Genomic DNA, 20,436 nt, shown 5'->3' with positions numbered 1-20,436 from the left:
GATAGTCGGGGCCTTGCTGTGCTCCCACACTCGTCATCACCACCCGCTGACGACGGAAGGGAGCACCGGCATGGAACCCGGCGAGACGCAGATGATCGAGGGCCTCATCGGGCGGGCGATCGTGCCCTACTCGGAGCGGCCCGACGCCAAGGCCGTGGCCCGCCTCATCGATGACCTGATCACCCACGGGCAGGTGCTCCACGCCCAGGTGGCCGCGATGCGCAGTAATCAGCGGACGGAGCGCGCCGGGGCGGCGCTGGTCGAGTGGGCGTACTTCGTCGACGCCGGGCCTATGGGGCGGGGCGACCACGCGAACTGGAACCACGCCCGGGCCTTGGCCCGCATTCTGCGCAACCTCGCCTCGGCCCTGGATGAACGCCCCGGCAGGGTCCGGTGACCGAACACCTGCGCCAGCTGCTGTGCATCGTGATCCTGCTCGGCGCGCTCTCCGTCATCGTCGTCGGTACCCGCTGACCCGCCACGCGAGCGGCTCAGGCCTCGGCCGCCTCCCTCAGCAGGGTGTCCAGGTGGGTCAGGGCCTCGTCGCAGAGGCGGGCCGCTTCCAGGTCGTCGGGGGCGGCGGCGCAGGACTGGAAGCGGTCGACGACCAGCAGGCCCTGGGTTTCGATCTCCTCGGGCATCGGCATCTCGTGACTCCCCTCAGACCGCGTTGCAGGCGCGGAAGACGTGGACCAGCGCGGGCAGGCTCGCCCGGTGCTGGAAGGCTATGTACTCCGGCAGGACGGCCGAGGGTGCCCACTTCTGCTTGTACTCCAGCTGCGTGCGCGCCGGGTAGATGTGCGCGCCGTGCTCCCACAGGTGCTCCATGAACCAGTGGAAGCCCAGGCTGTGGCCCGGGAACTGGGGGGCCGTCAGCGTGGTGAAGGGGGTGAAGCCGAAGTGCAGCCAGCGGGTCCCCTCGGCGGTGAAGACGTCGATCGCGGCCTTGTTGAGGGCTTCCATCACCCCGGGCGGGGAGTCGGGCTGCCGGCGGCTGAGGTCGTGCATCCAGCCGGGCTGGGGTCCGTAGACCGGGGCGTAGGAGACGTAGCCGATCAGTTCGCCGTCGCGGACGGCGGCGAAGAGGCGGCGCAGGTGCTGGTAACGGCCGCCGGTCTGGCCGACGAGGAACTCCAGCGGTTTGACGCCCTCGCCCTTGGTGGAAAGCCAGGCCGTGTCGAGTGCGGCGATCTGGGCCGCGTAGTCCTCGTACTCGACCTCCTTGATCTCCAGGCCGCTGCGCAGCGCGCGCGAGATCTTGTTGCGCAGCTGCATGAACTTGGTGCCGGCCAGGGTGAAGGTCTCCAGGTCGACGGCGTACGAGGAGCCCATCTGGTTCACCGTGAAGCCCTGCTCGACGTAGACGTCGGCGTCCGCGCCCTGGAGCTGTACGGAGACGATCTCGCGGCCCTGCTCCGCGGCGAAGGCGATGAAGCCCGCCAGCAGGCGTGCCCGGGGGCCGTGCGGTCCGGCCGGGGCGAAGGGGGCGAAGGGGCCGCCGAACTGGACCAGGTAGCGGCCGACCGGCCGGTACACGATCACCCCGGGCACCTCCGGCAAGCGGAAGTAGCTGTTCCCGTCACTGAAGGCGAAATACGCGCTCGGATTCCCCGCGTCCGCGTACCGCCGGATGGCGTCGAGCGCGACATCCGTCTCCAGAATTGCTGCGGTCATTTCTGATCCATTCTCCCGCCGGCACTTCCCCACGACACTCCCCCACTTATGGCACGCACCGCACCGCACCACAAGGCCACCCCGCCTCACGGTCAGCCGTCCGTCAGGGACAGGTCAGGCGAAAGTGCAGGTCAGATGAGTGTCAGGCCTCAGTCAGACACTCAGTGAAACGATGCTTTACGACTATTGGCTTTCCTTCGCAGGAAATTTCTTCCGGTCCGCAAGAGAATTCCCAGAGAGCCCGAGGAGAACACGGCGATGCGTTCCCTGACGACAGCGCGCGGGATCTGCGAGCAATTCCACGCAGGTCTTCTCGACGCACTCGAAGACCTGCCGCTCGGCACCCGGGAGGGCGAGGAGAGCCCGGTCCTGGAGCTGTACCGCAAGCACGGCGGCCCCGGCCTGCTGGTGCCCGCGGCGTACGGCGGCGCGGCGGCCGGCCCGCTCCAGGCGGTGCGGGTGCAGCGGGCCATCGCCGCCGTCTCCCCCTCCCTGGGGGTGGCCACCGTGATGCACCACTTCACGGTGGCGATGCTGTTCCGGCTGGCCGGGGCCGCCGGGCGGCTGACCCCGGCCCAGCTGAAGCTGCTGGGGGCGGTGGCCCCGGACGGGCTGCTGCTGGCCTCCGGCTGGGCGGAGGGGCGTACCGACCAGAACATCCTGGCCCCCTCGGTGGTCGCCGAGGCGATCCCGGGCGGCGGCTACCGGGTCAACGGTGCCAAGAAGCCGTGCAGCCTGTCCGGTTCGATGGACGTGCTGACGGCCAGCGTGCAGGTGACGCGCGAGGACGGGCGCTCCGCGCTGGCCCTGATGCTGATCCCGGCCTCCTCCCCCGGCATCGTGATCCGGCCGTTCTGGGCGACGCCCGTGCTCGCCGCCTCGCAGAGCCACGAGGTGCGGTTGAACGACGTGGTCGTGCCCGAGGACCTGGTCATCCACAGCACCCCCGAGGACGCCGAGCGGCTCGACGACCTCCAGACCGCCGGCTTCACCTGGTTCGAGCTGCTCGCCACCTCCTCCTACGTCGGCGCCACCTCCGCGCTGGTCGCCCGGGTGCTGGAGGGGAAGCGGGGGAGCGACTCCGAGCGCGCGCAGCTGGCCGTACGGCTGGACGCGGCCGTCTCCCTCGTGGAGGGCGCGGCCCGCTCCCTGGAGGACGGCACCGAGGGCGACGAGGCGGTGGCCGCCGTCCTCACCGCCCGCTACGCGACGCAGGACCTGCTGGCGCAGACCGTCGACCAGGCCGTGGAGATGCTCGGCGGGATGGCCTACATCCGCTCCGGCGACGTGGCCTACCTCGCCTCCGCGGTCCGCGCCCTGGCCTTCCACCCGCCGTCGCGCGCGAGCGTGGCGGCGGAGCTGGCCGAGTACTTCGCCGGCGGCCCGCTGCGGCTGTCCTGACCCCGCCGGCGGCCGCACCGCCGCCGGCCCGCCCGCGCCGGCCCGCCGGCCCGCACGCCAGCCCGCCCGTCGGAAGGACACCCCTGATGGACATCAAGAACCCGGTGGAATCACCGGTCACCTTCAGCCTGCACCGCGCCGAGTACCTGGTCGCCTTCGCCGTGACGATCGGGTTCATCCTGTGGCACTTCCTGGACATCAACTGGTTCGCCGCGATCGGCCTGTTCCTCTACATCGACCTCATCGGCTACATCCCCGGCGCCATCGCCTACCGGCGCAGCGCCGACGGCCGGATCCCGAAGGCCTACTACGTCCTCTACAACACGATGCACAGCCTGCTCAGCGTGGCCGCCGTGGGCCTGCTGTGGATGTGGCTGATCGGTCCCGAATGGGCGCTGCTGGCCCTGCCGTTCCACGTCTTCGGCGACCGCGGCGTCTTCGGCAACTTCCTCAAGCCGTTCGGGCTGCCCTTCGAGCCGGTGGACACCCCGCTGGTCGACCAGGTGACGGCCATGCTCAAGCGCCGCGGCGCGACCGACGGTCCGGTCCCGCTCCCCTACGAAGAGGCCGCCACGACAAACACCGGGGCGACCGTCGCCGCCACCGCCACCGCCCCGGCCGTCGGGGTGAACCGGTGAGCCGCTACCCGGCCTGGCTCACCGACCGCTCCCCCGCCGCGCCCGCCGAGGGCTACGAGGACCCGGAGGCGGCCCGGCTGGCGCTGCGCCGGCTCGCCTCCAGCGTGACGGTGCTCACCGTCAGCCGGGACGGCGTCCGGCACGGCACCACGGCCAGCGCCGTCGTCACCCTGTCGCGGGACCCGCTCGTGCTCGGCGCCTGCCTGCGCCCCACCTCCACCTTCGCCTCGATGGTGCGGCGGGCCGGGAAGTTCTCGGTGAACGTCCTCGCCTCGGCGCAGAACGACGTGGCCCGCCGCTTCGCCAACCCCTCCCGGCCGCTCGGCGACGCCCAGTTCGAGGGCTTCGACTGGTCCACCGACCCGCTCACCGGCGCCCCGCTGCTCGGCGGCAGCCTCGCCCACATGGCCTGCCGGGTGCTCGGCTGGCACCAGGTCGGCGACCACGACATGCTCCTCGCCGAGGTCACGGGCGGCACCCACACCGTCGACTCCCCGATGCTCAGCTTCGCCGGCCGCATGCACAGCGCCGCCGTCACTCCCGCCGCTTCCGTCTCTCCCAGTGAGGTTGCCTCATGACCACCGTCCCGCAGATCCCCGTCGAGGCCGACTGGGACCGCGCGCCCAACCTGCTCGACGGGGCGCAGGAGATGACCCTGACCGCCGAGGAGTGCGACCTGGGGTACTGGCTGTCGGCCGTCGCCCAGGGCACCCTGCGGGGGCGGGCCGAAGCCGGGCACGACGCCGGGACCCCGGAGTACATGCGCGAGGACGGGCCGCTGCGCCAGGCCCTCGTGCTGGAGCTGGGCAACCGCTCGCTGGCCGAGACCCGCGCGGTCGAGGTGCTCTCGCACTACGTGATCGGCGCGCCCGGGGTCGTCGAGCAGGAGTTCTTCACCACCCAGGTGGTCGACGAGGCCCGGCACGCGATGATCTTCCGCAAGCACCTCACCGACCTGGGTGTGCCGCAGGACGGGCTGCTGGACTTCATCAAGGAGCAGGGCGCCGACTACACGAAGCGGGTGCTGAACCCGATCGCCGAGTTCGCCACCTCGGTCGTGCGCGACGAGGGCGACTTCATCGGCGCCGTCGCCGTGTTCACCATCGTCATCGAGGGAGTGCTGGCCCCGGCCGCCGAACTCAGCGAACGCAAGTGGACCCTGCTGGACCCGGCGGCCGCCGAGATCGCGCGCGGCGCCTCCATCGACGAGATCCGCCACCTGACCGTCGGCAGCTCCATCGTCCGCGAGCACCTCGCGCGCACGCCCTCGTACCGGCCGCGGCTGATCGAGCTGATCCGGCGCGGGCGCCGGCTGTGGGACGAGCTGCCGTCGGAGGAGTTCGTGCTGGAGCGCGAGGAGCTCTTCCAGGAGGGCATGTTCGCGCACGCCCGGCTCCTGGACGGGTACGAGGTGTTCCCCGGCTGCAAGCTGCTGGAGACCACCCCGAAGCAGCGCTACGACCTCGCCGAGCAGTGGACCGACGACATGGCCGAGGTGCGGCTGCCGTACATGGGCATCCCGGAGGCCGTCGACATCATCCGCAACCACCCGAGGTGATCCGGTGACGTCCACGATCCCCGCGAGAGCCGGCGCCGCCGCGGACGCGGCCGCCGGGAAGCCCGCGCTGCGCCGGACCCTGACCACCCCCCGGATCGTGTTCCTCGTGGTCGCCGCGGCGGCCCCGATGTCCGGGGTGGTGGGCTCGGTCCCGCTCGCCTACGCCATCGGCAACGGGGCGGGGGTGCCCGCGACCTTCGCCCTGGCCGGGCTGATCCTGCTGTGCTTCTCCGTGGGCTACGCGGCGATGAGCCGCCATGTGGTCGGGGCGGGCGGCTTCTACACGTACATCGGGCAGGGGCTGGGCCGGCCGCCGGCCGTCGCGGGCGTCGCGGGGGCCTTCGGCTACTTCGCCGAACTGGTCTGCGCCGCCCACCACCTGACGGTGCCGTGGCCGGTGTGGACGGGCGCGGCGCTCGCGCTGACCGCCGTCATGGGATACCGGCGGATCGACCTGAGCGCCCGGCTGCTGGCGGTGCTGATGGTCGCCGAGGTGGCGGTGCTGGGCCTGCTCGCGCTGGCCATCGGCGTGCGGCACGGCGCGGACACCCTCCCGGTCGCCTCCCTGCGGCCCGACACCGTCTTCTCCCCCGGCCTGGGCGTGGCGCTGATGTTCGCGCTGATCTCCTACGTGGGCTTCGAGGCGGCGGCGCTGTACGGCGAGGAGAGCCGTGACCCCAAGCGCAGCGTGCCCGTCGCCACCTACGCCTCGGTGGTGCTGATCACCGTCTTCTTCGCGGGGATCAGCTGGGCGGCGGTCGGGGCGATCGGCGCGGACCGGGTCGCGGACCGGGCCGGGACGGAGCTGGGCGACCTGTTCTTCCACCTGTCCGACGAGTACCTCGGCACCTTCGCCACGAGCGTGATGCAGGTCCTGCTGTGCACCAGTCTGTTCGGGGCGCTGCTGGGACTGCACACCGCCGCGAACCGGTACCTGTTCGTCCTGGGCCGCGAGCGGGTGCTGCCGGTCTCGCTGGCCCGGATCCATCCGCGGCACGCCTCCCCGCACCGGGCGAGCGTGGTGCTGTCGGTGGCCACGGCCGTGGTCTGCGCCCTGTTCGCGCTCGCGGGGGCGCACCCGTACACCAATCTGGCCACCACCATGCTCGCGCTGGGCACGGTCGGGATCGTCGGGCTCCAGGCGGCCGTGGCCGTGGCGGTGCTCGTGTTCTTCCGCCGCCACCCGGACGCGCACTGGTGGCGCACCCGGCTGGCCCCCGCCCTGGCCCTGGCCGGACTGCTGGGCGCGCTGGCCCTGCTGCTGGCCAACTTCCCCCTGGTCACCGGCACCACCTCCGCCTGGGTCAACCGGATCCCCTGGCTGATGGTCGCGGCCGCGCTCGGCGGGCTCGGCTACGCCGGCTGGCTGCGGGCCCGGGCGCCCGAGCGGTACCGCGCGGTCGCCACCGCGGCGCAGGACATCCCCCCTCTCCCCTGACTGAGGAGCCCGTCATGCACGACCCGCACACCCTGCTCCAGGACGGGGCCGCTCAGGCCCTGGCCCGTCGCGGACACCGGCTGGACCGGGACGCCCTGCGCGACCTGACCGAACAGCGCGCCCGGCTGATCGCCGAGCGGGACAAACTGCGGGCCGAGCAGAACCGCTCCGCGCGCAGCGGCGTGCGCCCCGACGAGGCGGCCCGGGCCCGGATGCAGGAGGCCAAGGAGCGCCTGCGGTCGGTGGCGCAGGAACTGCGGGAGGCGGAGGAGGGGCTCGGCGCGCTGCTGCTGTCCGTGCCCAACCTGCCCTACCCGGACGTCCCCGAGGGGACGGAGCAGGATCCGCCGGTGGTGCGCCGGGTCTGGGGGGAGGTGCCGGGCTTCGACTTCACCCCGCGCGACCACGTGGACATCGGCACCGGCCTCGGGATCCTCGACCAGGTGCGGGCGGCGCGGCTCTCGGGCTCCCGCTTCGCGGTGACCCGGGGGGCGGGGGCCCGGCTGGAGCGGGCGCTGGCGGCGTTCCTGCTGGACCTGCACACCACCGAGCACGGGTACACCGAGCACGGGGTGCCGCACCTGGTGACCCGGGAGACGATGACCGGTACCGGGCAGCTGCCGAAGTTCGAGGACGACCTGTTCCTGACGACGGCCGCCGACCGGGAGCTGCTGCTGATCCCGACGGCCGAGGTGCCGCTGGTCAACCTGTACCGGGGCGAGACGCTCCCGGAGGACGCGCTGCCGCTGGCGCTGACCGCGTGCACGCCCTGCTACCGGGCCGAGGCGGGCTCGTACGGGCGCGACACCCGGGGGCTGGTGCGGCTGCACCAGTTCGAGAAGGTCGAGCTGGTGCGGATCTGCCGGCCCGAGCGGTCCGCCGCGGAACTGGAGCTGCTGACCGGGCACGCCGAGACGGCGCTGCGGCGCCTGGGGCTGGCCCACCGGGTGGTGGAACTGCGCGCCGGGGACCTGGGGTTCGCCGCGCGGCGCACGTACGACATCGAGGTGTGGCTGCCGGGCCAGGGCACCTACCGGGAGATCTCCTCCTGCTCGGACTGCGGGGACTTCCAGGGCCGCCGGGCCGGCATCAAGGTCCGTGACCGGGACGGCCGCAAGGCCTTCGCGGCGACCCTCAACGGTTCGGCGCTGCCCGTGGGGCGCACGCTCGTGGCGGTCCTGGAGCAGTACCAGCGCGCGGACGGCTCGGTGGGCGTGCCGCCCGCGCTGGTGCCGTACACCGGTTTCTCGGCGATCGCCCCGGACGGGACGCCGGTGGTCAGCTCGCCCTGAGCCCGGCCGCCCGCGCCGGCGCCCGTACGAGGTCGCCGGCGCGGTCGCGGGTGCGGTCCGGCCAGGGCAGGACCGTGACCGGCGGGAGCTCCCGGGAGACGAAGGCCGTCATGGCCCACGGGGAGTCCTGCCGGGTGGGCTGGAGCGTGGTGTGGCCGTGCCAGGGCAGGGCGCCGTGGCCGCTGATCCCGCGCAGGGTGACGGCCCCGTCGGGCCCGAAGTCCAGGTCGACGTCGCGGGCTCCGTCGGTCAGGCCCCGGCCCGTGGCCTTCACGGCGGCCTCCAGCAGGGTCCAGGCGTGGAAGAAGGTCTCGGGGGTGGCGCTGTCCGGGACCCCGGGGTAGACGAAGGCCAGCACGTCCAGGCTGGTGGTGGACGGGCGGACCAGTTCCACGTCCACCCCCACCGGCCCGCTCTCGGTGGCACCGAGCAGCAGCAGTCCGTCGGAGCGCGACCAGCTGACGTGGGTGCCGGGCTGGTCGGGCAGGTAGGGCTTGCCGGCCGGGTCGTAGTGGATGCGCAGGTCCCGCGCGGCGAGGCCGAGGCGTTCGGCGAGCAGCCGGCGCACGGTGAGCCGGGCGCGGTAGAAGCGGTGGGCGGCCCGCGCGTGGACGAACTCGGCGCCGCGCCGCAGTTCCTCCTCGGTGAGGCCCTCGGGATAGTGCGCGCTGATGTCGGTGGGGGCGACCTGGTCGAGATCGACCAGCCATGCGTCCATCATGCTCCTTTCTCGGACACGGGCCCTTGGTGCGTACGGCCCTGCGTACGGCCCTCCCGCAGGCGGGGGCCTACAGGGCGAACACCTGCGTGCGGGAGCGCGAGGGGTCGCCGGGGCGCAGGTGCAGCAGGCCCGCCGCCGGGAGCATGACGGCCGCGGCGACGGTGCGTTCGGCGCGGATGTCGCCCCGGTCGGGGACGCACACCGGGGGCCGGGACAGCAGGGCGAAGTGGTCCTCGGCGGACGCGTCGGCGGGCAGGGCGGCCAGGCCCTCGCGGGCGGCGCGCAGCCGGCGCAGCGAGGAGTTGCGGGCGAAGACGTTCAGTTCGTCGGCCGGGGCGAAGTCGGGGTGCAGGAAGTGGTTGGTGTGGGCGAGTTCCCCGGGGGCGGCCTCGGTGACGCGCAGCGCGCCGTCGAGGTGTTCGGCGTACAGGACGCGCTCGCGGTCGCAGAGCATGAGCGAGCGGGAGCTGGTCAGGGGCAGGTCGGCGAGGATCTTCAGGGCCTCGCCGGTGTCCCGGGCGCTGTCCAGGAGGTGGCGGATCGCCAGGTACGGGGGGACGCCCGGGCGCCAGGTGCCGCCGAGGACCAGGTTGAGGCCGATGGCGAGGCCGTCGCTGTTGAGGCCGAGGTAGCCGAGGAGTCCGGCGAAGCTGAGGACGAGGGAGCGCCGGCCGGTCCCGGTGCGGGCGGTCTCCAGGACGCTGATGTGGGTGTCGAGGTCGCCGTTGAGGTCGACGGTCTGGGCGAGGACGGGCGGCCCGCCGGGGCCGGTGCGGGCGTAGGTGGTGCAGTCGCCGGCGGGGCGGACGGCGGAGTAGCCCATGACCTCGCGGCGGATCTGGAGCAGCCAGGCCTCCTCGGCGCTGATCCGGGCCCCGTCGGCGAGGCCCGCCACCTCCTCGGCGAGGCCGGGCAGGGCCGCCTCGACGGCCGCCCGGTGGGCGGCGATCGTCGCCCGCAGGCCGGACGGGGTGGGGGGCCGGTCGGTGAGGTGGCGCAGGCGGGCGAGCCCGTCGTCGAGGAAGGCCCGCAGCGGGGCGGCCAGGGCCGCCCCGTGGACGCGGCCGATCTCGTACGGGGTGCCCGCCGCCCGTATGAAGGTGATCCCGTCGGTGGTGGTGGCGCTCATGCCGGTACGGCGTTCTTCGGGCCGCGCGCCAGCAGCGCCCGGACGGCGGGCCATTCGGAGCGGAGCACGCTGTAGAAGACGGCGTCGCGGCGGCGGCCGCCCGGCATGTAGTTGAAGCTGCGCAGGACGCCTTCCTCGGTGGCGCCGATGTTGGCGAGGCCGCGGCGGGCCTGGATGTTGAGGACGTCGGTCTTGAACTCGGCGCGTTCGGCGCCGAGCACCTCGAAGGCGTGGGCCAGCAGCAGCGCCTTGGCCCAGTGGTTGACGCCCCGGCCCCGGAAGTCGCGGCCGAGCCAGGACCAGCCGACCTCCAGGCGGCGGTCGGCCTCGGCCAGGTTGCCGAAGCTCATGCTGCCCGCGACGCGGCCGCTGTCCTTGTCGGTGATGACGTAGACGAAGCGGCGGCCGGCGGCGTGGTCGGCGAGGTTGGTGTCGAAGAAGGCCTCGAAGTCGGCGTCGGTGTCGACGGCGGCGACGAAGTAGCGCCAGATGTCGGGGTCCATGGCGACGGCCCGGACGCCCTCGCGGTCGGCCTCGGTGATCGGGGTGAGGCGGACCCGGTCGTTCTCCAGGACGGCGGTGGCGTGCTCGCTCCAGCTCATGGCTCAGACTCCGGTGGGGGCGTGGTGGCGGGTGAGGGCGTCGGTGACGTCGCGCAGGGTGCGCATGGCGGCGAGGTCGTGCTCGGTGAAGTGGGCGAGGTCGACGCCGGTCTCCTCGCAGACCTCGGTGAGGAAGAGGACCTTGTTGAGGGAGGTCAGGCCGTAGGCGGCGACCATGTCGGCGTCGGGGTCGATGGCGTCGGGCCCGACCTCGGGGATCAGGACGAGGGAGAGCTGGTCGCGGGCGGCCGCTTCGATCTCGGACGGGGTGTCAGGCATGGATTCCGGCCTCCTGGGTGTGCAGCGGGGAGTGGTAGGCGGCCCGGATGTCGGGGCGCTTGGGCTTGTACTGGGAGGTCAGCAGGCCGTTGCCGATGCTGAACGGCGGGTCGGCGACCACGACCCGGCTGATCCGCTCGTCGGGGGTGGTCACGGCGTTGGTGGCGGCGAGCCGGGCGGCGATGGCCCGGGCGTCGGCGGGCCGGGCGGCCGGGGAGACCACGGCGACGAGTTCGGTCTGGGTGGGGCTGAAGACGACGCATTCGGCGATGGCCGGGTCGGCGCGCATCAGTTCCTCGATGGGCCGGACGATGACCTTCTTGCCGTTGTCGAGGACGATGACGTCGTCGGCGCGGCCGTGGACGAACAGGAAGCCGTCCTCGTCGAGGTGGCCGAGGTCGCCGGTGCGGACGGTGCCGTCGGGCGAGAAGACCTTCTCGGACTCGCCGGGGCGGGCGTACTCGTAGTGGTTGTTGACGGGGTGGGTGCTGCGGATGCTGATGACGCCGTCCTCGCCGATGACCACCTCCTTGCCGCGGACCGCCTTGCCGACGCTGCCCTCGCGGTGGGCGCCGGGGTGGTTCTTGGTCGCGATGCAGGTCTCGTTGAGCCCGTAGCCCTCGTAGATCGCCAGCCCGGCCTCGGTGAAGAACCGCAGGACGGCGGGCGAGGCGGGGGCGGAGCCGGTCCACAGGTAGCGGATCCGGTCGCCGAACAGGGCCCGGGCCACATCGGGCAGGGTGCGGCCGGCGGAGCGGCGCAGCCGGCCCTCGATGGTGCGGCGGGCGCTCTCGTAGAAGGCGGGGACGCCCATGACGACGGTGGGGCGGACCCGGCGCAGGGCCGCGAAGGCGGCCTCGTAGGTGGTGATGGTGACGTCGTGGCCGTGCAGCAGCGCGGAGTAGACCCAGTAGCGCTGCTGGAGCAGGGAGAGCGGCAGGAAGACGAAGAGGTGGTCGTCCGGCGTGTGCCGGAAGATCTCCTGGACGGCGGTGAGCGAGCTGTCGATGCTGCCGGCGGTGGCGCCGAGGCCCTTGGGGACGCCGGTGCTGCCGGAGGTGAACTTGATGGTGGTGACGTCCTGGGCGCCCCAGCGCACGGGCGGCAGCAGGGTGTCGGCGGCGCCGGAGGGCTCCGTCAGCTGCCAGATCGCCTCGGTGGGGAGGGTGTCGGGGGCGTCGGTGGGCTGGTCGGTGCAGAGCAGGTGCAGCCCGTAGCGGTCCATGAGGGCGGTGGAGGGGGTGAACTTGTCCGGTTCCAGGCCCGCGGTCTGGGCGCCCAGGCGCAGCGCGGCGAGGTCGAGGAGCACCCATTCCAGGCTGTTGGCGGCGAGGATGCCGATGCGGTCGCCGGGTCCGATGCCGTACGTGTCCCGCAGGTGGTGGGCGAGCCGGCCGGAGCGCGCGTACAGCTCGCGCAGGGTCACGGTCCGGGTTCCGTCGAGCCGGGCGACGGAGATGCTCCCGCCCGCCGTCGGCGGCCCGCCGACGATGCGCCGGATGGTCTCGGGGGCGGTCGTCTCCGCCGGGGCGGTCGCCTGAGTCGGGGCGGTCGTCTGCGCGGTCGTCATCGGTTGTCTCCCGGCATGAGCACGGCGGCCATGGCGCGGACGGTGTCCACCTCGGAGAACTGGTCGAGGGTGAGGGTGACGCCGAAGCGCTTGCGTGCGGCGGTGAGGATGCGGGCGGCCGCGATGGAGTCGCCGCCGAGGGAGGCGAGGGTGTCCAGGGCGCCGACGTCGGGGCGGCGCAGGACGGTGGACCAGATGTCGCAGAGGATCTTCTCGGCCTGGGTGGCGGGGGCGCTGCCGCCCGTGGCCGTGCCCTCCGCGCCGGCGGGTCCGGCGGGCGCGGCGGACAGCGCTGCCAGGGCCGTGCGGTCGACCTTGCCGTTGCGGGTCAGCGGGAGTTCGTCGTGCCACAGGACGGCCGCGGGGAGCATGTAGTCCGGCAGGTCCGCGCGCAGGGCCTGGCGCAGGTCGTTCAGGTGCGGGCGGTGGGTGCCGCTGGGCACGAGGTGGGCGACGAGGCGGTTGCCCTGGGCGGCGACGACGGCGCGGGCGACCTCGGCGAGGGCCGCGAGGCGGGTCTCGACCTCCCCGGCCTCGATCCGGTAGCCGTTGATCTTGATCTGGAAGTCGCTGCGGCCGAGGATCTGGATGTTCCCGTCGGGCAGGTACCGGCCGAGGTCGCCGGTGCGGTAAAGGCGTTCGCCGCGTACCGGGTCCGTGTAGAAGCGGGCGGCGGTGCGCTCCGGGTCACCCCAGTAGCCGCGCGCCAGACCGGTGCCGGCGGCGACGATCTCGCCGGTGACCCAGTCGGGGGCGTCGAGGCCGTCGCGGTCCAGGACGTAGGCGCGGTTGTTGGCGTTGGGGCGGCCGTAGGGGATGGACTCGCTGCCGTCCTCGTCCCGTGCGACGGGGTGCAGGATGTTCCAGATGGTGGTCTCGGTGGGGCCGCCGAGGGAGACCACCTCCAGGCCGGGCAGCAGAGCGCGCAGTTGCGCGGGCAGGGCGGGCGGCAGCCGGTCGCCGCTCATCATGACGAGGCGCAGCGCGGGCGGCAGGGCGCCGTCGGCGCGGGCCTGGCCGTGCAGGAGGCCGACGATGGCGGGGACGGAGTTCCACACGCTCACGTCGTGCAGACGGCACAGGTCGAGCCAGTGCGCGGGGTCGACGGCCTTGTCCCGGTCGGGCATGACGAGGGCCGCGCCGGCCGCGAGGGCGCCGAAGACGTCCCAGACGGAGAGGTCGAAGTTGAAGGCGCTGATGGCCATGAACCGGTCCGCGGGGGTGATCCCGAAGCGTTCCCGGCAGTCGGCGACGACGTTGGCGACGTTGCGGTGGGTGACCATGACGCCCTTGGGGGCGCCGGTGGTGCCGGAGGTGTAGAGGACGTACGCGAGGTCGTCCGGGTGGGATCCGGGCAGCCGGTCGGGGACCTCGGCGCGGCCGGAGCAGGGCTGGGTGAGGTCGAAGGAGGCGATCGCGGCGGTGTCGGTGCGGCCGGTGTTGGTCAGGACGCAGCGCACCTCGCCGTCGGCCAGCATGTAGTCCTGCCGGGCGGCGGGCAGGTCGGCGTCCACGGGCAGGTACGCGGCTCCGGCGAGGACGGTGGCGAGGATGCCGACGATCTGTTCGGGGCCGCGCCGCATGACGAGGCCGACCAGCTCGCCGCGGCCGACGCCGTGTCCGCGCAGCCAGGTGGCGGCGGTGGCGGCCCGGTGCAGGAGTTCCCCGTAGCTCATGGTGCGGTCGCCCGTCAGGACGGCGGGCGCGGCGGGGGTGCGGGCGGCCTGGGCGACGATGGCGTCGCCGAGCATCTCGTCGGGCAGCGCGACGGCGGTGTCGTTGGCCGCGCGGCGCCGCGTCCGCTGGGCGGGCGGCAGCAGGTCGAAGCTGTGGAGCTGCCAGGCGGCCTCGTCGACGAGCGCGGCGAGCAGGGTTTCGTAGCCGTGCGCGAGGTCGTCGAGGAGTCCCTCGCAGAAGAGTTCGTCGATGCCGTCGAGCTGGACGACGAGGGCGCCGTGCTGCTCCATCGCGAAGGCGTTCAGCCACACCTGCGGGGTCTGGCTGACGGAGAAGACCTCCTTGCCGAAGAGTTCGAGGGCGGAGCCGTCGACCTCGCTGCTGACGTGTCCGATGGCGCTGTTGAAGGTGAACGGCATCCGCGCGCCGGCCACCCCGCCGCGGCGGCGGGCCAGTTCCTTCAGCACCTCGGTGCCGGAGAAGTGGCGGTGGTCGATGTCGGTGTGCAGGCGGGTCTGGAGGGCCTTGGCGCGTTCCGCGAAGGGCAGGGCGCGGTCGATCGCGGCCTCGACGAGCAGGGTGTCGGAGAACTGGCCGACGGCCTCGAAGACGCGGGGGTGCACGGGCGGCCGGTTCGCGACGGTGGTGGTGAGGGTGAACCGGTCCCCGGCGCCCCAGGTCGCCAGGGTCTCCGCGTACGCGGCGAGCAGCAGCGCGGAGGGGGTCAGGCCGGCCGCGGCCGCCCGTTCCTTGAGGGCGCTCCACCGCTCGCGGCCGAGGCGGACCCGGCGCTGGGTGAAGCGGGTGCCCTTCAGGGCGGCGGGGCTGGTGCGCAGCGGCAGGTCGGGGTGGGGGGCGAGGTCGTCGCAGCGGTCGGTCCAGTACTGGCGCGAGCGGCGGGCGGGGGCGCGGTCGCGGGCGCTCTCCAGGGCGGCGACGTAGTCCTCGTAGGGGAGTTCCTCGTGGACCTCGGCGGCGGGGTTCTGGTAGGCGTGCCACCAGGCGCGGAAGAACAGGAACATGCTGATCCCGTCCATCACGAGCCCGTCGTGGCCGACGTGCAGCACCATCTCGTCGTCGCCGAGGATGGTCGCGTCGACGGTGAGCAGGGGCGCCTGGTCGGCGGGGAGCACCTGGTGGGAGCGCATCTCGCGCAGTTCGGCGCGGATCAGTTCCTGCTGGCGGGGGCTGTGGCCGCGCAGGTCGAGGACGCCGATGCGCGGGGCGTGGTCCCCGTACTCGGTGGCCTGGCGTTCGTCGGACAGGAAGCGGGAGCGCAGGGCGCTGTGCGCGGCCACGACGGTGTCGAGGGAGGCCTGGAGCCGGTCGAGGTCCCAGTCGCCCTCGATCTCGTGGAAGACGTGGCTGGCGACGTCGCCGATCTCGAAGATGCCGCTGCGGCCGAGGTAGTAGCTGCGCTGGAGCGGGGTGAGGGGGAAGCCGGGGCCGTGTTCGGCCTCGCGGGCGAGGTGGGCGACGAGGGCCGGCTTGGCGGCCTTGAGCCGGCCGATGAACTCGGGGTCCATCCGCTCGCGGTTGCCCTGGAGGCGCAGGTCGCCGTCGGTGAGGGTGACGGACAGTCCGCGCTCGGCTATCTCGCGCAGGATGCGGCGGCTGTTCATCGGGCCTCTCCGGAGGTCAGGGCGGCGACGGCGGTGGGCTCGGCGCGCTCGGCGAGGACGGCGGCGAGTTCCGCCAGGGTGCCGCCGTGCAGGAGTTCGTCCATGGAGAGGTCGACGTCGAGGCGGTCGAGGATCTGGTACTGGACGGTGACGGCCTGGAGGGAGCCGGCCGCGAGCTGGGTGAGGGTGCGGTGGGAGATCCGCTCGTCCTCGCCGAGGCGCAGGGCGGTGCGCACGACGCCGGTGAGCCAGGGCGTGAGCTCCGGTTCGGCGGCCGGCGCGGGCTGCGCGGGCGCGGCGGGCGCGGCGGCCGGGGCCGGCCGGAAGAAGACGGCGTCGGCGAGGGTGACGGCGCTGCCGGGGGCGAGGAGTTCGACGTGACGGGGCCAGGTGCTCGGGGCGCCGGTACCGAGGGCGGCGGCGAGCCGGGCGGCGAAACGGGGCATGACGGGGGCGGCGGCGTGCGCGAGGAGGCGGGCGGCGGCCAGTTCGAGGGCGACGGCGGTGCGGTTCTCGCTCTCCCAGCCGGGGGCATCGGTGAGGAGGCCTTCGGCGCGGGTGAAGCGGACGGTGTCGCGGACGATGCCGTCGAGTTCGGCGGCGGCCTGGTTCAGGGAGAAGGAGTCGTTCTGGAGGGCGCCGGTGACGGCGGCCAGGCGGGTGCCGAGCCGGGCGAGGAAGGCGGAGTGCTCGGCGGTCCAGTTCCCGGCGTCGGGGGCCCGGCCCGCGTGGTACTTGGCGACGCGGGCGCCGAGGTCGTTCAGCCACTGCTGCCAGGTGCCGATGAGGGTGTCGGTGAGGGTGGCCTCGAAGGCGGCGCGCCGGAAGTCGGTGCGCGCCCCCTCGGGGCGGGTGGCGGCCAGGAAGTAGCGGACGGCGTCGACGGTGTCGGGGGTGAGGATCTCCTTGCCCCAGATGGCGTGCCGCCGGCTGGTGGAGAACTTCTCCCCTTCCAGCAGGTAGAACTCGTTGACGTGGTAGTCGATGTCGGGGGTCCAGCCGGGGAAGGCGAGCTGGTAGAGGACCGGGTAGAGCACCGCGTGGTAGAAGCTGTTGTCGTATCCGAAGAAGTGGACGATCTTCCAGTCGGCGGCCGGGTCGGCGGCCTTCCAGGCCTTGCCGAGGCGGGCGCCGAGGGACTGGATGCCGTGCAGGAACCCGTAGCTCATCTCCGGCCAGACCCAGATGACCTGGCCCTCGGTGCCGTCCTCGCGCGGCTCGACGCCCCAGCCGGAGGGGTGGGTGAGGGGGATGGACAGCTCGGGGCGGCGGAAGAGGCGGTCGGCCAGTTCGCGGAGCCGGGCGGGGACCCGGCCGAGGCGGTGGTGGGCGCGGACGTCGCCGGCGTAGGCGTGCAGGGGCAGGGTCCAGCGGGCGGCCGGGGCCGTGGCCGGCGGGGCGTCGGAGAGGGCCGAGCGGGGGCCGGTGAGGTCGGCGACGGTGTTGGGCTCCCCGCACTCCTCGCAGATGTTGCCGGAGGTGGTGCTGCCGCAGCCGGGGCAGCCGCCCTTGACGTCGGCCTCGTAGAGGTAGTGGCCGGTGGTGGCGTCGTAGAGGGCGTCGGTCTCGGTGACGGCGATCTCGCCGGAGGCGACGACCTTCCCGAAGAAGTCCCGCAAGCCCTCTCGGTAGGCCGGGTCCTGGTCGGTGACGGTGTACTGGTCGAGCGGTATGTCCATCAGCCGCAGGGTCTCGGCGATCTCGGCGCTGTAGTGGGCGGCGGTCTCGGCGGGGGTGCGGCCGTCCTTGGCGGCGGCCCCCAGGACGTAGCTCTGGTAGTCGTCGCTGCCGGTGAGGTGGTAGGCCTCGGCGCCGGTCATGCGCTGGTAGCGGGTGAAGGCGTCGGCGCCGAGGTAGGGACCGGACAGGTGGCCCAGGTGCAGGTCGCCGTTGGGGGTGGGCGGGGTGGAGAAGACGAAGACGGGGCGCTCGCCGAAGCCCTTGCGGACGGGGGCGGCGGCGGAGAGCGCGGCCCGCTCGGCGTCGCGCCAGTACTGGGTGAAGAAGACGAGGTCGTCCTCCGAGGTGTTCTCCAGGACGTGGGACTCGAAGGGCTCGAAGAGGACGACGGTGCCGGGGGCGGCCGGGTGGCGGCCGCCGTCGGTGACGAACTCGCCCCGGCCGGAGACGATGACGAACAGCTCGGTCTCGTCGTGCCGGTGGCCGTCGGTGGCGCGGCCGGGAGCGACGCGCCCCCAGCCGGCGGCCGTGCCCAGCCCCTCGACGCCGCTCATGTCGATGCCGAACGCCTGCTCCAGGACGTCGGCGTCATAACTCGCGATGATCATGTCGTGGCCTTTCGCGGGGACGGGAGGGAGGGGATCAGGCCGACGGCGCGGGCGGCGAGCGCCGGGGCCAGCCGGTAGCCGGAGCCGCTCGCCGCGCCCGCGAACACGAGCCGGCCGAAGGGGTCCAGCGGGGTGACCAGCGGGGTGCCGTCCGGCCCGTACGCGTCGCAGAAGACCCGGCCGGAGCGGCAGTGGGCGGCCAGGTCCGGGGCGTAGCGGGTGAGCAGGGCCCGGGCCTCGCGCAGGTGGCCGGCGGTGAGCGCGGGGTCGACGGCGGCGGGGTCGACGTCCCATTCGCGGCAGGTGTAGCTGAGCAGCCAGTGCCCTCGGTGGTGCAGGGGCAGCAGGAAGGCGTCCTCGTCGTGCAGGACGACCGCCCGGTCCCCGAGGGCGGGCGCCCGGTCCACGTGCAGGGCGACGATCTTCTTGACCCGGGCCCCGAGCGGGGCGACCAGCTCCCGCCAGGCGGGTTCGGCGAGCCAGGGCCCGGGGGCGATCACCACGTGGCCGGCGTTCAGGGTGGCGCCGCCGGTCAGGGTCAGCCGGGCGCCGCCGGGTCCGGCGGCGACGGACGTCACGGCGACGCCCTCGCGGAAGGAGACCCGTCCGCGGAGTTCGGCGGCGAGGAGCTGGGTGAGGGCGTGGACGTCCGCGTACTGGCAGCCGTCCCCCTCCCAGGCCCCGAAGTGGGCGGGCAACTGCGGTATGCAGGGCGGGAGTTCGCCGGTCCAGCGGAGTTTCGCCTCGGGCAGGTAGACCTCGCGCAGCCGCTCCTCGGCGGCCTCGGGGGCCAGGACGGTCATGCCGAGCGGGTGGATGGGCAGGTCGGGGCGGGCCGCCGCGAGGTCGGCGTAGAAGCGCTCGCTCTCGGCGGCCAGGGTGCGGACGGTGTCGTTGGCGCCGCGCGGGAAGTGCAGCCCGGCGGAGCGGCGGCTGGCGCCGGAGCCGATCATGTCCCGGTCCAGGACGGTGACGGTGGCGGCCGGGTCCCGGGCCAGGATCTCGCGGGCGATGAGGACGCCGAGGATCCCGGCGCCGACGACGGCCACGTCGCAGCGCGCCCCGGTGGGGCCGCCCGCGCGGGGTGCGGTGGTGCGGTAGGCGCCGGGCCCGGTGACGTCGGGGGTGGCGGGGGCGACGGTGACGTCGGGGGCGGCGGTGACTCCGGTGACGTCGGGGGCGGTCATCAGGCGGTCCACCGTTCGTCCTGCGGTGCCTTCGTGGACCATTCGATGAAGGAGGCCAGCTGCTCGTCGCCGCGTACGCCGCACAGCCGGTCGGCGATGCGCCGGCTGCGCCAGGCGTTGAGGCTGAGGTTGGGGTCGGCGAGGCCGCGCTGCCCGCGCACCCCGTTCTGGACGAAGATCCGCCGGTCGGCGGGGCCGTCCCAGCGGACGGCGTAGTCCTCGTCGACGCGCAGTTCCTCGCCCTCGTGCTCCAGCCGGCCGGCCAGCGGCGCGAGGAAGTCCATGGCGGCGGGGCGGTAGCCGGTGGCCCAGACGATGACGTCGGCCTCGAAGCGCTCCACCGACTCCGGCTCGCCGGTGTGGCGGGCGCAGACCTCCCAGCCGCCGAAGGGCCCGGCGCTGACGTCGAAGACCTCGCGGCCCGGGTGCAGGGCGACCAGGTCCTCGTTGCCCTCGACGAACCGGTGGACGTAGATGGTCTGGTAGATCTCGCGCAGCGTGGACTCGGAGATGCCGTCGCTGGTCAGGATGTTGCGGGAGTTCAGCGACTGGCGGCGCTCGCGCGGCAGTCCGTAGAAGTAGTCGGCGTGGCTGGGCATGTAGTAGTCGTTCGTGAACGGCGAGTCGTCGATCGGGAAGTAGTTCTGCCGGCGCGAGATCCAGGAGACGCGGCGGGGCAGTTCCCAGCCGCCCCGGGAGATCAGGTCGAGGAAGGCCTCGGCGCCGGACTGGCCGCCGCCGATGACCACGACCCGCTTGCCGCCGACGTCGCGGGCGGCGTTCAGGTAGTCGGCGACGTGGAACTGGGTGGGGCCGAGCCGCCCTTCGCCCTGCGGCGGCACCCAGGGGCGGCTGCCGACGCCGACGACGACGTTCTCGGCGGTCAGGGCGCGCTGGTCGGTCAGCACGGTGAACACGCCGAGGGCGTCGTCGAAGCCGACCTCCCGGACGCCCTCGCCGAAGACGATGTTCTCGTTGCGGCGGCTGGCCCAGGCCAGGTAGTTGCGGAACTCCAGCCGCGGCACGTCGTCGAACTGGGCGTTGAGGAAGTGGTAGACCCGCCCCTTGGCGTGCAGGTACGACAGGAACGAGAAGGGGCTGGCCGGGTCGGCGAGGCTGACGAGGTCCTTGAACTGGGAGACCTGGAGGGTGGTGCCCGGGATCTGCTGTCCGTCGTGCCAGCTGAAGGACTCCTTGCGGTCGAGGAAGAGATTGGGTACGTCCGGCCTGCTGTGCAGCAGGGAAGCCAGGCTCAGGTTGGCCGGGCCCACGCCGACGCCCAGGCAGCGGAAGTGGGTGATGCCGGGCCGGAAGCTCTCGTGCCCCATGGTCGGAACCTCTCGTTCGATCGGTAGGGAAA

General features: G+C 73.4%; 18 protein-coding genes. 7 read left to right on the top strand and 11 right to left on the bottom strand.

What is annotated here, in order from left to right:
- Positions 1-70 precede the first annotated feature (70 nt).
- A complete protein-coding gene (locus ACFYYT_RS32570) occupies positions 71-397 on the top strand; it encodes a DUF6415 family natural product biosynthesis protein (RefSeq protein ID WP_351825152.1) in 327 nt (108 codons plus the stop codon).
- A gap of 94 nt (positions 398-491) precedes the next feature.
- Here the strand turns inward: ACFYYT_RS32570 and ACFYYT_RS32565 are convergent, their stop codons facing one another.
- A complete protein-coding gene (locus tag ACFYYT_RS32565) occupies positions 492-647 on the bottom strand; it encodes a hypothetical protein (RefSeq protein ID WP_351825149.1) in 156 nt (51 codons plus the stop codon).
- A gap of 13 nt (positions 648-660) precedes the next feature.
- Positions 661-1,674, bottom strand: coding sequence for a DUF2156 domain-containing protein (locus ACFYYT_RS32560; protein ID WP_351825146.1), 1,014 nt, complete (start codon positions 1,672-1,674; stop codon positions 661-663).
- Positions 1,675-1,932: 258 nt separating this feature from the next.
- Between ACFYYT_RS32560 and ACFYYT_RS32555 the strand changes: the two genes are divergently transcribed.
- The 6 genes from ACFYYT_RS32555 (at position 1,933) to serS (ending at position 8,001) form a co-directional block, all read left to right on the top strand.
- Positions 1,933-3,075 carry an acyl-CoA dehydrogenase family protein gene (locus tag ACFYYT_RS32555; RefSeq protein WP_351825139.1) on the top strand — a complete coding sequence of 381 codons (1,143 nt, stop codon included), beginning with the start codon at positions 1,933-1,935 and terminating at the stop codon, positions 3,073-3,075.
- 86 nt (positions 3,076-3,161) lie between these two features.
- On the top strand, positions 3,162-3,713 hold the full coding sequence (locus tag ACFYYT_RS32550) for a hypothetical protein (protein ID WP_351825136.1): 552 nt from the start codon (positions 3,162-3,164) through the stop codon (positions 3,711-3,713).
- Positions 3,710-4,291 carry a flavin reductase family protein gene (locus ACFYYT_RS32545; RefSeq protein ID WP_351825133.1) on the top strand — a complete coding sequence of 194 codons (582 nt, stop codon included), beginning with the start codon at positions 3,710-3,712 and terminating at the stop codon, positions 4,289-4,291. Before ACFYYT_RS32550 ends, ACFYYT_RS32545 begins: the two co-directional genes overlap by 4 nt.
- Positions 4,288-5,271 (top strand): VlmB-like protein, encoded by a 984-nt coding sequence (locus tag ACFYYT_RS32540; protein WP_351825130.1) that lies wholly within the window; start codon positions 4,288-4,290, stop codon positions 5,269-5,271. Before ACFYYT_RS32545 ends, ACFYYT_RS32540 begins: the two co-directional genes overlap by 4 nt.
- Before the next feature lie 4 nt (positions 5,272-5,275).
- Positions 5,276-6,709, top strand: a complete 1,434-nt coding sequence (locus tag ACFYYT_RS32535) for an APC family permease (RefSeq protein ID WP_351825127.1) — start codon at positions 5,276-5,278, stop codon at positions 6,707-6,709.
- Positions 6,710-6,723: 14 nt separating this feature from the next.
- Positions 6,724-8,001 (top strand): serine--tRNA ligase, encoded by a 1,278-nt coding sequence (gene serS / locus ACFYYT_RS32530; protein ID WP_351825124.1) that lies wholly within the window; start codon positions 6,724-6,726, stop codon positions 7,999-8,001.
- Here the strand turns inward: serS and ACFYYT_RS32525 are convergent.
- From ACFYYT_RS32525 to ACFYYT_RS32485, 9 genes are all read right to left on the bottom strand, one after another.
- Positions 7,988-8,722: a 4'-phosphopantetheinyl transferase superfamily protein gene (locus tag ACFYYT_RS32525; protein ID WP_351825121.1), complete on the bottom strand. Its 735-nt coding sequence runs from the start codon at positions 8,720-8,722 to the stop codon at positions 7,988-7,990. The two genes, serS and ACFYYT_RS32525, sit on opposite strands and share 14 nt — an antisense overlap.
- 67 nt (positions 8,723-8,789) lie before the next feature.
- Complete coding sequence (locus ACFYYT_RS32520; protein ID WP_351825118.1) at positions 8,790-9,851, bottom strand: C45 family peptidase; 1,062 nt, start codon at positions 9,849-9,851, stop codon at positions 8,790-8,792.
- A complete protein-coding gene (locus ACFYYT_RS32515) occupies positions 9,848-10,453 on the bottom strand; it encodes a GNAT family N-acetyltransferase (RefSeq protein WP_351825115.1) in 606 nt (201 codons plus the stop codon). Before ACFYYT_RS32515 ends, ACFYYT_RS32520 begins: the two co-directional genes overlap by 4 nt.
- Before the next feature lie 3 nt (positions 10,454-10,456).
- The gene (locus tag ACFYYT_RS32510) at positions 10,457-10,732 is read right to left on the bottom strand and encodes a phosphopantetheine-binding protein (RefSeq protein WP_351825112.1); all 276 of its coding nucleotides are present in this window, start codon (positions 10,730-10,732) and stop codon (positions 10,457-10,459) included.
- Positions 10,725-12,302: an AMP-binding protein gene (locus tag ACFYYT_RS32505; RefSeq protein WP_351825109.1), complete on the bottom strand. Its 1,578-nt coding sequence runs from the start codon at positions 12,300-12,302 to the stop codon at positions 10,725-10,727. Before ACFYYT_RS32505 ends, ACFYYT_RS32510 begins: the two co-directional genes overlap by 8 nt.
- Positions 12,299-15,601, bottom strand: coding sequence for an amino acid adenylation domain-containing protein (locus tag ACFYYT_RS32500; protein ID WP_351825106.1), 3,303 nt, complete (start codon positions 15,599-15,601; stop codon positions 12,299-12,301). The genes ACFYYT_RS32505 and ACFYYT_RS32500 overlap by 4 nt, the downstream gene beginning before the upstream one ends.
- Positions 15,598-17,889 carry a class I tRNA ligase family protein gene (locus ACFYYT_RS32495; protein WP_351825103.1) on the bottom strand — a complete coding sequence of 764 codons (2,292 nt, stop codon included), beginning with the start codon at positions 17,887-17,889 and terminating at the stop codon, positions 15,598-15,600. Before ACFYYT_RS32495 ends, ACFYYT_RS32500 begins: the two co-directional genes overlap by 4 nt.
- Positions 17,886-19,076, bottom strand: coding sequence for an FAD-dependent oxidoreductase (locus ACFYYT_RS32490; RefSeq protein ID WP_351825100.1), 1,191 nt, complete (start codon positions 19,074-19,076; stop codon positions 17,886-17,888). The genes ACFYYT_RS32495 and ACFYYT_RS32490 overlap by 4 nt, the downstream gene beginning before the upstream one ends.
- Positions 19,076-20,404, bottom strand: a complete 1,329-nt coding sequence (locus ACFYYT_RS32485; RefSeq protein WP_351825097.1) for a SidA/IucD/PvdA family monooxygenase — start codon at positions 20,402-20,404, stop codon at positions 19,076-19,078. Before ACFYYT_RS32485 ends, ACFYYT_RS32490 begins: the two co-directional genes overlap by 1 nt.
- Positions 20,405-20,436 lie beyond the last annotated feature (32 nt).

Source organism: Streptomyces sp. NPDC002032 (genome assembly GCF_042890765.1).
GTDB lineage: Bacteria > Actinomycetota > Actinomycetes > Streptomycetales > Streptomycetaceae > Streptomyces.
This window is presented reverse-complemented; position numbering and strand designations above follow the sequence as displayed.